The organism is Moritella sp., assembly GCF_033791185.1.
Classification (GTDB): Bacteria; Pseudomonadota; Gammaproteobacteria; order Enterobacterales; family Moritellaceae; genus Moritella.
This window is the reverse complement of the sequence record NZ_JASJHF010000189.1, coordinates 1-12961: the sequence shown is the minus strand read 5'-3', so window position 1 is coordinate 12961 and position 12961 is coordinate 1. Positions and strand designations below refer to the sequence as shown.

Annotated in this window: 13 protein-coding genes; 11 read left to right on the top strand and 2 right to left on the bottom strand. The window is 39.2% G+C overall.

All coding sequences use genetic code 11. The annotated features are described in order from the left end of the window. Positions 1 to 2526: ribonuclease E (gene rne / locus QNK26_RS11375; protein WP_319223027.1), on the bottom strand; the 2526-nt coding region annotated here is incomplete at its 3' end. 541 nt (positions 2527 to 3067) lie between these two features. On the opposite strand from rne, the gene rluC reads away from it, so the two are divergent. Next, a complete protein-coding gene (gene rluC, locus QNK26_RS11370) occupies positions 3068 to 4021 on the top strand; it encodes a 23S rRNA pseudouridine(955/2504/2580) synthase RluC (RefSeq protein ID WP_319223025.1) in 954 nt (317 codons plus the stop codon). 77 nt (positions 4022 to 4098) lie between these two features. Here rluC and QNK26_RS11365 read toward each other — a convergent pair whose 3' ends face one another. After that, positions 4099 to 4686: a nucleoside triphosphate pyrophosphatase gene (locus tag QNK26_RS11365; protein ID WP_319223023.1), complete on the bottom strand. Its 588-nt coding sequence runs from the start codon at positions 4684 to 4686 to the stop codon at positions 4099 to 4101. A 104-nt stretch (positions 4687 to 4790) separates the two neighbouring features. Between QNK26_RS11365 and yceD the strand changes: the two genes are divergently transcribed. The 10 genes from yceD (at position 4791) to holB (ending at position 12914) form a co-directional block, all read left to right on the top strand. Then, the gene (gene yceD, locus QNK26_RS11360; protein ID WP_319223021.1) at positions 4791 to 5339 is read left to right on the top strand and encodes a 23S rRNA accumulation protein YceD; all 549 of its coding nucleotides are present in this window, start codon (positions 4791 to 4793) and stop codon (positions 5337 to 5339) included. A 16-nt stretch (positions 5340 to 5355) separates the two neighbouring features. Next, positions 5356 to 5526, top strand: coding sequence for a 50S ribosomal protein L32 (rpmF, locus tag QNK26_RS11355; RefSeq protein WP_006033904.1), 171 nt, complete (start codon positions 5356 to 5358; stop codon positions 5524 to 5526). A gap of 11 nt (positions 5527 to 5537) precedes the next feature. Continuing rightward, positions 5538 to 6551 carry a phosphate acyltransferase PlsX gene (plsX, locus tag QNK26_RS11350; RefSeq protein ID WP_319223016.1) on the top strand — a complete coding sequence of 338 codons (1014 nt, stop codon included), beginning with the start codon at positions 5538 to 5540 and terminating at the stop codon, positions 6549 to 6551. Positions 6552 to 6683: 132 nt separating this feature from the next. Further along, positions 6684 to 7607, top strand: a complete 924-nt coding sequence (gene fabD / locus QNK26_RS11345; RefSeq protein ID WP_319223014.1) for an ACP S-malonyltransferase — start codon at positions 6684 to 6686, stop codon at positions 7605 to 7607. A gap of 16 nt (positions 7608 to 7623) precedes the next feature. Continuing rightward, positions 7624 to 8358: a 3-oxoacyl-ACP reductase FabG gene (fabG, locus tag QNK26_RS11340; protein ID WP_319223012.1), complete on the top strand. Its 735-nt coding sequence runs from the start codon at positions 7624 to 7626 to the stop codon at positions 8356 to 8358. Positions 8359 to 8499: 141 nt separating this feature from the next. Then, positions 8500 to 8736, top strand: coding sequence for an acyl carrier protein (acpP, locus tag QNK26_RS11335; RefSeq protein ID WP_019440310.1), 237 nt, complete (start codon positions 8500 to 8502; stop codon positions 8734 to 8736). A gap of 120 nt (positions 8737 to 8856) precedes the next feature. Continuing rightward, positions 8857 to 10101 (top strand): beta-ketoacyl-ACP synthase II, encoded by a 1245-nt coding sequence (fabF, locus tag QNK26_RS11330; RefSeq protein WP_319223008.1) that lies wholly within the window; start codon positions 8857 to 8859, stop codon positions 10099 to 10101. A gap of 177 nt (positions 10102 to 10278) precedes the next feature. Then, entirely contained in the window at positions 10279 to 11277 is a 999-nt protein-coding gene (gene mltG / locus QNK26_RS11325; protein WP_319223006.1) for an endolytic transglycosylase MltG, read from the top strand. A gap of 16 nt (positions 11278 to 11293) precedes the next feature. Next, positions 11294 to 11938 carry a dTMP kinase gene (gene tmk / locus QNK26_RS11320; protein ID WP_319223004.1) on the top strand — a complete coding sequence of 215 codons (645 nt, stop codon included), beginning with the start codon at positions 11294 to 11296 and terminating at the stop codon, positions 11936 to 11938. A 4-nt stretch (positions 11939 to 11942) separates the two neighbouring features. Further along, entirely contained in the window at positions 11943 to 12914 is a 972-nt protein-coding gene (gene holB / locus QNK26_RS11315) for a DNA polymerase III subunit delta' (RefSeq protein ID WP_319223002.1), read from the top strand. Positions 12915 to 12961 lie beyond the last annotated feature (47 nt).

Genomic DNA, 12961 nt, shown 5'->3' with positions numbered 1-12961 from the left:
CCGCTCTGTAACAGGTCTCGCTGCTACAGCGGTAACAGGTCTAGCTGCTTCAGCGGTAACAGGTCTAGCTGCTTCAGCGGTAACAGGTCTAGCTGCTTCAGCGGTAACAGGTCTAGCTGCTTCAGCGGTAACAGGTTTAGCTGCTTCAGCGGTAACAGGTTTAGCTGCTTCAGCGGTAACAGGTTTAGCTGCTTTAGCCGTAACAGGTTTAGCTGCTTCAGCGGTAACAGGTTTAGCTGCTTCAGCGGTAACAGGTTTAGCTGTTTGAACTGGTGCATTCTCAGCTTTTTCTACATCGTTTGTTTTAGCATGTTTAGGGCTACGACGAGTGCGTTTAGCTGGTTGTGCATTTGCATCACGCTTAGGCTTATTTGGAACATCAGTTGCTACAGGTTCTTGACCTAATTCTGCAGATACTTTCTGTTCATTATTATTCACTCGTACTTTCTTACGCATATTACGGCGTTGACGACGTTCGGCTAAAACAGCTGGAGTTTGAGGGCTGTTTTCTTCCTTTGCGTCGAGATTCGGTACTTGTGGTTTTGCTTGGCTTGGTGCTTTAGGTTTTGCTTCGTATTTATTGTGTTGTTTTTGCTCAACATCTGCTGTTTTATTTGCATTTTGTTGCTGCTTTTCAACATTTTCAGGGTTACGAGGCTTACGATTGCGACGGTTACGTGGTTTACGCTGTTCATCACTATTACGGTTAGTCGGTGCTCTTTCTGTTACTGCCTTCTTCGGTGCTTCTTTAACCGTCTCTTTTACTACGATTTTTTCATCGTTATTAAAGAATCCTGAAATTGCTTTTCCAAGGCGGCTAAATACCGATTCTTTTTCAGCAACAGGCTTAGCTGGTTTTGGTTTACTTACAGCTTTCGGTTTTGCACTCGGTGTTGCTTTTTTAACAACTTGAGTTGGCTTAGTTATTTTTTCTTCAGACGCCTCAATTTGTTTCACAAGTGGTTGGACAGTTTCGTTATTTACTTTTGGGTCATAACGTGTGAATTCACGAGGTTGAGTAAGTTCAGTACTTGAAAGATCTGAGTTGTCGTCATCAGCTTTAACACGAGATACTTCGAAATGAGGTGTTTCTAGATTCTCATTAGGAATAATAAAGCTTTTAACTTTATAGCGTTTCTCTAAACGTAAGATTGAATTGCGTTTTTCATTTAAAAGGTATGCGGCAACAGGAACTGGAACTTGTGCAACAATATGGTTAGTATTTTCTTTAAGCGACTCTTCTTCGATAAGACGTAAAATCGAAAGCGCTAAAGATTCATTATCACGAATTGTACCTTGGCCATTGCAACGAGGGCAAACATGGGTACTTGACTCACCAAGAGAAGGGCGGATACGTTGACGAGACATTTCCATCAAACCAAATCGTGAGATACGGCCTAATTGAATACGAGCACGATCTTGACGTACAGCATCACGTAAGCAGTTTTCTACTTCACGTTGGTTTTTAACTGGCCCCATATCGATAAAGTCGATAACAACAAGACCACCTAAGTCACGTAAACGCAGTTGACGAGCAACTTCATCTGCGGCTTCTAAGTTAGTGTTTAATGCTGTTTCTTCAATATCACCACCACGTGTTGCACGCGCTGAGTTAATATCGATAGATGTTAACGCTTCAGTTGGGTCAATTACAATTGAGCCGCCTGAAGGTAAGCGAACTTCACGTTGGAACGCTGATTCGATTTGAGTTTCAATTTGGTAATGATTGAATAAAGGCACATCACCTTGATACAATTTAATACGGTCGATAAAATCAGGACGTATTAATTTGATACGGTTCTTTGCTTCTTCAAATGCTTTTGGATGATCGATAAGGATCTCACCAATATCACGGCGAAGATAATCACGAATTGCACGAGCGATTACGTTACTTTCTTGATGTATCAAGAAAGTACCTTGACGATCTTTTGCACTATCTTGGATTGCCTGCCAGTGATTGAGTAGCACTTTAAGGTCCCAATCTAATTCTTCCGCAGATTTACCAACACCAGCAGTACGAACAATCAGTCCCATACCCTCTGGTAATTCTAATGTAGAAAGAGCAGATTTAAGTTCAGTACGCTCATCACCTTCAATGCGACGTGAAATACCGCCAGCACGTGGGTTGTTTGGCATTAAAACAAGGTAACTACCGGCTAAACTAATAAAGGTCGTTAATGCAGCACCTTTATTACCACGTTCTTCTTTTTCAATCTGAACAATAACTTCAGTACCTTCAGCAACGACATCCTTAATACTAGGACGTCCTCGTTGCTTACCTGAACCTGATTTGAAGTAAGTGCGAGAGATTTCTTTAAGAGGGAGGAAACCGTGGCGGTCTGCACCGTAATCAACAAAAGCAGCTTCTAAACTTGGTTCTACACGAGTAATTTTACCTTTGTAGATATTAGCTTTCTTTTGTTCGTGACCCGGACTTTCGATATCTAGATCATAAAGGCGTTGTCCATCAACTAGCGCAACGCGCAACTCTTCTTTTTGAGTCGCATTAATTAACATTCTTTCCATGTTTTTTATTACTTATAATTTAATTTTCATGCTTGAATAAATTAGTTAGATGTACATCAGGCCTTGTGTCTGTAAGATAATCAACCTCTCGGCTGTTTAAATTAAGGCGCTATCAGATGCTCTAAATGTGATCAAGTGTCTTACGATTATTTCTGCACTCATTAGATTCCATCAATAACTAACGTGTATAATTGCATTCGAAAGGTGCGATTTATTGAAGTTGAATTGTGGGGAGGCGGTATCCAGCTGGATAAATGAAACTCCCTATCAACGTGCACCTTATCTACAAAATGTACGCTAAACATCCGCAGCAAGAATAACGACATCCTGGTTATTCTGAAATTATTGATATAAATAAATGATTATTTACCTCAATAGCAGATATACTAAAGCCATTATTATTCTTGGCTGTATGTTTTTAGCAGTACAGAGGGTATTATCCCACTGCCTGTATTAATATAGCAAGTTAACTTTCCATTCAATTAGAAATATTTTTCAAATTGATACTTATACGCATTTTGAGTTAGACAATAAAATAATTATGACCGATAAAATTGCACCAAAAGTAGAATACGTAACTATCACTGAAGATTATCAAGGGCAACGCATTGATAACTTTTTACGCACTAAATTAAAAGGTGTACCAAAAAGTATGATTTACCGCATCATACGTAAAGGTGAAGTTAGAGTTAACAAGGGCAGAATCAAGCCTGAATATAAACTACAACCAAATGATATTGTGCGTGTACCACCAGTGCGAGTTTCTGAAACAGAAGCTATTTCACCATCTGCGAATCTAGATTCTGTTCGAGCACTAGAAACACAAATCATATATGAAGATAATTACTTAATTGTTATTAATAAGCCATCAGGAATGGCTGTTCATGGTGGTAGTGGTTTAAGCTTTGGTTTAATCGAAGGTTTACGTGCTATTCGCCCTGATAGTAAATTTCTGGAATTAGTACACCGCCTTGATCGTGATACTTCTGGTTGCTTACTGGTTGCGAAGAAACGTAGTACACTAAAAGCACTACATGAACAACTGCGTTTAAAAACAATGCAGAAAGATTACCAAGCACTTGTTGCTGGTGCATGGCCACGCAGTACTAAAGTAGTAAACGCACCTTTATTAAAAAATACAGTTAGTTCTGGTGAGCGAATTGTACGTGTAGATGAAGAGGGTAAACAATCTCAGACTCGTTTCAAGATCATTCAGCGTTATGAACACGGTACCTTGATTCAAGCAAGTCCTATTACTGGTAGAACGCACCAGATCCGCGTACACGCATTACACGCTGGTCACCCTATTGCTTGTGATGACAAGTACGGTGATAACGACTTTACGAAGCACATGAACGGTTTAGGCTTAAAGCGTCTATTCCTGCATGCCGCGCGCTTACAGTTCTTTAATCCAGGAACTGAAGAAACCCAAGAAGTTGAAGCACCGTTAGATATGGCATTAGTAAGAGCATTAGAAAAATTGAAAAAGTGCTAATACCGCTAACATAAATATAATTAGATTATTTTATAAGCCAACATCGATGATGTTGGCTTTTTTATTTTTAGATATCTTTAACGGGCTAAAACATCATAGCCTTGCTCTTGTAAAATGGCGACTAGACTAATTAGTGGCAATCCGATTAAAGTATTTGGGTCTTTACCTTCTAATTTAGAAAATAACGCAATACCGAGTCCTTCGCACATAAAGCTGCCAGCGCAATTATAAGGTTTTTCAGTTTCAAGATAGTAGCTAATTTGGTGTTCCGTTAATGCTCTAAAGTGCACAATGAACTCTTCAACTATCGTATCTGTACGACCTGAGCATTGATTTACAACGGAAAGCCCTGTGTAAAAAGTTATATTTTGTGCAGAAACGGCAGATAATTGTGCAAAAGCTGTTTCAAAATTACCTGGTTTACCTATTATTTCGTTATTAATGACACAAACCTGATCCGATCCGATAGATATTGAGTTACTATACTCTCGACTGGCAGCTTGAGCTTTTTCTAGCGCTAGCCGTGATACTAGCATTTCAGCCGTTTCGTTTGGCTTGACGGTCTCATCAACTTTTGGGTTGAAGGTATCGAAAGGGCAGTTTAGTTTTTCTAATATCTGTTTACGAAATGGTGATGTTGAAGCAAGGATCAGTTTAGGTCTCATGGTTTATCTATCATCAATTATTTAGTTATTTGATGATTTTAACGGCAAGTGATCTATTTTTGTAGGAAAATTTGATTTTTTTTCATTTTCCTTTTGACTCTAACATGATGAATCTATATTATCCGCAACCTATGAAAAAGGTAAAACTACCAGTAACTGTTGATCCTTATCGTACTGCTCAACAAAGATTGGACTTTAACACTAGTGTTGAAGCTCGTCTGTTGAAACGTATTACGGATGCAACGGCAGGTGAACCAAGTGATGCTCAGGTATCAATTTCGTTCGGTAAAGACAATCAAGGTCTTATAGTGATACAGGGTAGCGTATCTCTAACCGTTAACCTTGAATGTCAGCGCTGTGGCGGGATATTTAAGCAAGCTTGTGACACCGAATTTAGATATAGTCCTGTGAAAAATGATTCTCAGGTCGAAGATCTGCCAGATGCTTATGAGCCCATTGAATTGGACGCAAATGGCGAAATCAATCCGATTTCATTCATTGAAGATGAAGTGATTATCAATTTACCGCTTGTTGCTTTGCACGAAGAGGAAGATTGTTCAGTGAATCCTCATGATATGAGTTTTGGTGAAATCGAGCCTGCTGATGAGCAGCCCAACCCATTTGCAGCTTTATCTGAATTAAAGCGCAAGTAATTAGGAGTATAGGTCAATGGCCGTACAAAAAAGTAAAGTAACTCGTTCACGTCGTGGTCAACGTCGTTCACATGACGCTCTAACTGCAGCAGCTACAACTGTTGACGTGACTTCTGGTGAAACTCACCTACGTCACAATGTTACAGCTGATGGTTACTACAAAGGCGTTAAAGTAATTAACAAATAAGTTATATTACTTTGCCTAATCTAACAATTGCGTTAGATGCCATGGGGGGCGATTTCGGCCCCCATGTCACTATCCCTGCCGCAATCAATATACTGAAAAAGTATAAACATCTCTCTATTTACCTTGTCGGTAACGAAGCTGAAATAACCTCATTATTACAGAATACTTCTACGTCTATTAAATCTCGTTGTACAATAATTCCTAGTCTCGATGATATACCCATGGATCTTGCTCCAGCTTTAGCGCTGCGAAATTTTAAGCAATCCTCTATGCGTATGGCATTGAACCTTGTTCGTGATGATAAAGCGCAAGCGTGCGTGAGTGCTGGTAACACCGGTGCGCTTATGGTGCTTTCACGACACTTACTTAAAGTTCTTCCATTTGTTGATCGACCAGCGCTTGTTTCAACACTACCTTCTGTTACAAAAGAACCTGTATACATGCTTGATTTAGGTGTTAATGTAAGCTGTGATGCTGATGCATTACTTCAATTTGCATTAATGGGGTCAGCGCTTGCGGAACATGTCGGTAATATTCCATCTCCTCGTATCGCATTGCTTAATGTTGGGCAGGAAGATATTAAAGGCAATGATCTAGTTAAACATGCTGCACAATTACTCTCCGAACATCAAAATCTAAACTATATTGGTTTTATTGAGGGCAACGACATTTTCTCAGGTAAGGTCGATGTCATTGTATGTGATGGTTTTACGGGAAATGTTGCACTTAAGACAAGCGAAGGTGTTGTTGACTTGGTTATTTCTCAGTTAACATCTGTATCAAATAGCAACATATTTACTAAATTATTATCTTTATTGGTCAAACCACTGATAATGAACAGCCTAAGACGTTTGAAACCCGACCAGTATAACGGAGCAACTTTGTTAGGATTGCCGGGTATTGTAATTAAGAGTCATGGTAATGCTGAGCAGGTTGCTTTTGAGTTTGCAATTGAACAGGCTGTAAAAGAAGTTGAAAGTGGATTAGTAGATAAAATATCCGCAAGTCTTGATGTCATTGATTAAGATTCAATTTTTATAATTTAATTTGCCCCTTCACTTGAAAAATTCAATCGATATCCTCATATTACTTTTTAGTTAGATAAGTTCATTTTCGAATTGATACATGAATCTTTATTAATTTTTTATAGGTAATTTATGTCAAAGTATGCAGTAGTATTCCCAGGTCAAGGTTCACAAGCAATTGGTATGCTTGCTGATCTCGCTTCAGAACATCCTGTTGTAGAGCAGACGTTTACGCAAGCAAGCAACATTCTTGGCTATGATCTATGGGATTTAGTGCAAAATGGAACGGTTGAAGAATTAAGCCAAACTCATATCACGCAACCCGCATTATTGGCTACATCGGTTGCATTGTGGCGAATCGCCGCTGCGAAAGAAAGTTTTAAACCAACATTAGTTGCTGGTCATAGCTTAGGTGAATACTCAGCATTAGTATGTGCTGGCGTAATTAAATTCGAAGATGCAATTGCACTTGTTGAGTTGCGTGGACAATTAATGCAGCAAGCGGTACCACAAGGTATTGGCGCAATGGCTGCTGTTATCGGATTAGATAATGATGCAATTATTGCGGCTTGTAAAAATGCGGCTGAAGACGAAGTTGTTTCAGCGGTAAACTTTAACTCGCCAGGACAGGTCGTGATTGCGGGTAATAAAGCGGCAGTTGCTCGAGCGTCTGAATTATGTGTTGAAGCAGGTGCTCGCCGTGTAATGCCTTTACCTGTAAGCGTGCCTTCTCATTGCTCATTAATGAAGCCTGCTGCCGATGAATTAAAATTAGCATTAGAAAAAGTAACTTTTAATGCTCCTGTTATCAAACTAATCAATAATGTTGATGTTGCAGCACCCGTTGATGCAGCAAGCATTAAAGATGCACTTGTACGTCAACTCTATATGCCAGTACGCTGGACTGAAGTGATTGAGGCAATGGCACAAGAACAAATCAGCGAATTATATGAATTTGGTCCTGGTAAAGTATTAACAGGCCTTGTTAAGCGTATTGATAAAACAATCAAAGGTAGTGCAGTAAATAATCAAGCAACAATTGCTGATTTTGCATAACAATAGGAATAAGTAAATGAGTTTTTCAAGTAAGACAGTACTCGTTACAGGCGCAAGCCGTGGTATTGGTCGCGCAATTGCGGAACATTTTGCAAAGTTAGGTGCCAAAGTTATTGGTACCGCAACTTCTGCACAAGGTGCTGAACGTATTGGCGCTTATTTAGGTGATGCCGGCTTTGGTTTGGAACTTAATGTGACAAATCAAGATTCAGTGGATGCATTATATGCTGAAATTAAAGCTCAAGTAGGGCACATTGATATTCTAGTGAATAACGCTGGTATTACAGCTGATAATATCTTCTTACGTATGAAAGAAGATGAATGGTGCAATGTTATTGATACCAACTTGACCTCTTTATACCGTTTATGTAAGCCTTGCTTACGTGGCATGATGAAACAACGTTTTGGTCGTATCATTAATATTGGTTCAGTCGTAGGATCTACAGGTAATGGTGGCCAAGCAAACTATGCCGCGGCTAAATCAGGCCTATTAGGTTTTACTAAATCGCTTGCAAGTGAAGTTGCGTCTCGTGGCATCACAGTCAATGCGGTAGCACCAGGTTTTATCGAAACAGATATGACTGATGAATTAACCGAAGAACAAAAACAAACGATTTTAGCTCAAGTACCAACCAGTCGCCTCGGTAGTACTGCTGAGATAGCTGAAACTGTTGGATTTTTAGCATCTGATGGTGCAAGCTATATCACGGGTGAAACCATCCATGTAAATGGCGGAATGTACATGGCATAGCCATTTATATTTGATTTTGGTTGTAAATTTGCGATCTTTTTCACCAATCGTGGTTTGACCACCGATTTAAGGGTTGCAAGTTTATAAGTAATCAATAAACTGCTAATCAAAAGCTTTATATTTTTTTTAAGGAAAGTAAAAATGAGTAACTTCGAAGAACGCGTAAAAAAAATCATTATCGAACAACTTGGTGTTAAAGAAGAAGAAGTTAAAAACGAAGCTTCTTTCGTTGATGACCTAGGTGCTGATTCTCTAGATACTGTTGAACTTGTAATGGCTCTAGAAGAAGAATTCGATACTGATATTCCAGACGATGAAGCAGAGAAAATCACTACTGTTCAAGCTGCAATCGACTACGTTGTTTCTAGCGCTGAATAATTCGGCTGATTAGTTTCTCAATGAGAGATAATCAAAGTAAAGTTGTTTTAACAATGACTTTATAAATATATAAAAGCGGTCGCAAGACCGCTTTTTTTTTTGCCTATTTGGAGAAAGAGTGTGGCTAATAGAAGAGTTGTAATTACAGGATTAGGTATTGTTTCACCCGTTGGCAACACTGTTGCGTCATCATGGGAAGCAATTAAATCAGGTATCAGCGGCATTGAAAATATTGAGCACTTTGATACCACTAATTTTTCAACAAAGTTTGCTGGTTTAGTTAATGACTTTGATGCTGAAGCTGTCGGTATTAACCGTAAAGATTGTCGTAAAATGGATTTATTTATCCAGTACGGGATCGCAGCAGCTGAGCAAGCATTAATAGATTCAGGTCTTGTCATTACAGATCTTAATGCAACCCGAATTGGTACTGCGATCGGTTCTGGCATCGGTGGCCTTGGACTTATTGAGCAAAACGTACATAATTTTGCTAAAGGTGGCGCACGTAAAGTGAGTCCATTTTTTGTACCGTCAACGATTGTTAATATGGTTGCTGGTCATGTTTCAATTCGTAACAATCTTAAAGGTCCAAACATTGCGATTGCAACAGCATGTACATCAGGTACCCATTGTATTGGTCAGTCAGCACGTATGATTGCATACGGTGATGCTGATGTGATGGTTGCCGGTGGTGCTGAAAAAGGCTCGACTGAAATGGGCATGGCTGGTTTTGGTGCTGCTAAAGCGCTATCTACTCGAAATGACGAACCACAAAAAGCAAGCCGTCCGTGGGATAAAGACCGTGATGGTTTTGTCTTGGGTGATGGTGCTGGTATTTTAGTGATGGAAGAGTATGAGCATGCTGTTGCGCGTGGTGCAACAATTTATGCTGAACTGGCTGGTTTTGGTATGAGTGGCGATGCATTTCATATGACGTCACCTCCAGAAGACGGCGCAGGCGCTGCATTATCAATGAATAATGCCATTGCAGATGCTGGTATTAAAGCAAGTGAAGTGGGTTATGTAAATGCACATGGCACGTCAACACCTGCTGGTGATAAAGCTGAAACAGCGGCTGTTAAGTCGGTGTTTGGTGAACATGCTTATAAACTTGCCGTTAGCTCTACAAAGTCAATGACAGGTCATCTACTTGGCGCTGCGGGGGCTATCGAAGCCATCTTTACGATCCTTGCTTTGAGAGATCAAATATTACCACCGACAATTAACTTGGAAAATCCGAGTGAAGGTTGTGATCTGGATTATGTCACTGACGGTGCTCGACCTGTAACCATGGAGTATGCATTATCTAACTCATTTGGTTTTGGTGGTACGAACGGTTCGCTTCTATTTAAGAAGGCTGACTAAGATATCAGCGGTATAATCTTAGATAGGGAATCACTCACTTTTCTAAATCAAACATGATTTATTCGTGACTTTCCTTATCTGATCTTCACATGCAAGGTGATTAAACACACCTTGCATGTATCAAACACTTTTTCATTGGTGTAAAATGTGCGCTGAATTTAATTTCCGCATAGAGCCATGAAAAAGATAATTACTGCTATTTCCTTACTATTTACCATTCTGTTAATTACATGCGTACTTTTTTATTCACGCTATCAAGCTTTCATATCAATTGAACGTGTTAAAACCGATCATATTTTAGCTGTTGCTTCTGGTGATACTGCGCAATCCATAGCCAATGAGTTGATTGCAGAACCGAATTTTGAATCTAAAGTATTCTTGCGTTTATTTTTCAAACAGTATCCGACGATTACCAATATCAAACTTGGTTCGTATAAAGTCACGGCGGGCTGGAATTTTAAAACATTATTTGAACACCTTGTTGCTGGGGATGAATTCCAACACAAAATCACTTTTATTGAAGGCTCAACATTTAAAGAATGGCGTAAGCAGTTAACGCAAGTTTCAGGCATGATTGATGATACTGCCGGCTTATCTGAAATTGAGATTGCGCAGCTGTTAAACATCAAAAATTCAAAACTGGAAGGTTTGATGTTACCCGAAACTTATTTTTATCCAGAAGGAACGCTAGTTTCTGCATTGTATTTAAAGTCACATAAAAAACTGCAAGCATATTTAAATCAGACTTGGGAAACAAGAGATAAGAATTTACCGCTGAAAAGTCCTTACGAGGCATTGATTCTTGCTTCTATTATTGAAAAAGAAACCGGTTTGGAAAGCGAAAGAACAACTGTTTCGTCTGTATTTATTAACCGATTAAATAAGCGCATGCGTTTACAAACTGATCCAACAGTTATTTATGGTATGGGTGATGATTATAAAGGTAACATTCGTCGTAAAGACTTACGTCAAAAAACAGATTACAACACATATGTAATTAGAGGCTTACCGCCAACACCTATTGCTATGGTGGGCAAAACATCGATTGATGCAGCACTACATCCAGCCAAAACCAGTTATTTATATTTCGTTGCAAGTGGTGACGGTGGTCATTATTTTTCAAAGAATTTAAAAGAACACAATCGTGCCGTTCGCAAATACATTTTAAAGAAATAAATTGAAGAGAGTTATTGTGCAAGCAAAATTTTTAGTAATCGAAGGCCTTGAAGGCGCAGGTAAAAGTACCGCTGTAAGTACCGTTATTAATTGGTTAGCAGAGCAGGGGATCACGGATGTGATCACAACTCGCGAACCGGGTGGCACAAAATTGGCCGAGAAGATGCGTGCTATCGTTAAAGAAGTGGATAATGAAGAAGCATTGACTGGATCTGCCGAGCTAATGCTCATGTACGCCGCACGTGCACAATTAGTTGAAAATATAATCAAACCTGCATTAGCTAAAGGTCAATGGGTTGTTGGTGATCGTCATGATCTGTCTTCTATTGCTTACCAAGGCGGTGGTCGTGGGTTTGATATTAGTGTATTAAACACATTGCGCCAAGTTGCGATTGGTGACTTCAAACCAGATATGACGCTATTATTGGATATCGATCCTGCTATTGGCTTACAACGCGCTAAAGTACGTGGTGAGTTAGATCGTATTGAATTAGAGCAATTGTCATTCTTCCAGCGTATTGGTGCTAAGTATCAAGAACTTGCAGAAGCGGATGACACCATCTATTGTGTTGATGCGGGGCAGAATATTGATAATGTTCAATCGCAGATCCGAGATGTATTAACCGCTAATGTAGATTGTCATAACAAAAATGTTGATTAATTAGATGTTATATCCATGGTTACTACCTCATTGGGAAAAACAGCAAACGCAAATGACAGCAGGTCGTTTACATCATGCTTTGTTTATCACCAGTGCGAGCGGTATGGGCAAATTATCATACGCACAGACACTTGCTCAAACATTATTATGCAAAGAGCCTATCGGTTGGGAGCCTTGTCATGAGTGTCATCCTTGTCAATTATTTGAGACCAGTGTCCATCCTGACTATTATTTGGTTGCAACTGAACCAGGTAAAATTATTGGTGTTGATCAAATAAGGAATATCAGCCAGAAGTTGAACGAACGTTCACAGCTTGCTGGTAACAAAGTGGTGATCATCGAACATGCTGAAAGTTTTAATATGGCGTCTGCTAACGCCTTACTTAAAACATTAGAAGAACCAAGTGATGGTAGCTATATAATTTTGCTCGCTGAAAATAAGGCGCAGGTATTACCAACTATTTATAGCCGTTGTCAAAAGCTACATTTACCAGCACCGCCAGAGCAAGAGTCACTTACATGGTTGCAACAGCAGTTTCCGATAGAAAGTCCAACACTGACTGCTATTCGCATAAACCACGGTGCACCATTACATACACTAAGTTATTTAAATAATGGCGATGATGATTTACGTAAAGAGATATTTTCGAATATAACTTTACTTACACAACAACCTGCCGCTATCACTCGATTGTGTGAAATCATTTCTGATCGCATATTAGAGAAACTATCTTGGTTACAATTTATTTTACTTGATTTACAAAAGGTGAATCGAGGCGTGAGCATTGATTATATTGTTAATACCGACCAACTGGAATGGTTAACCAATTTCTCAGCACAGTTTTCACAAGATAAAATTACTCAACTACAATCAGAATTGACTGAGCTTCGTCAGCTATTAATACAGAATAATAATTTAACCGCTGAAACCTTGATCCTGTCATTTCTTATTAAACTAAAAAGATTTATAAATTAATATGTTAGTAGATTCTCATTGCCATTTAGATGGTTTAAATTACGATA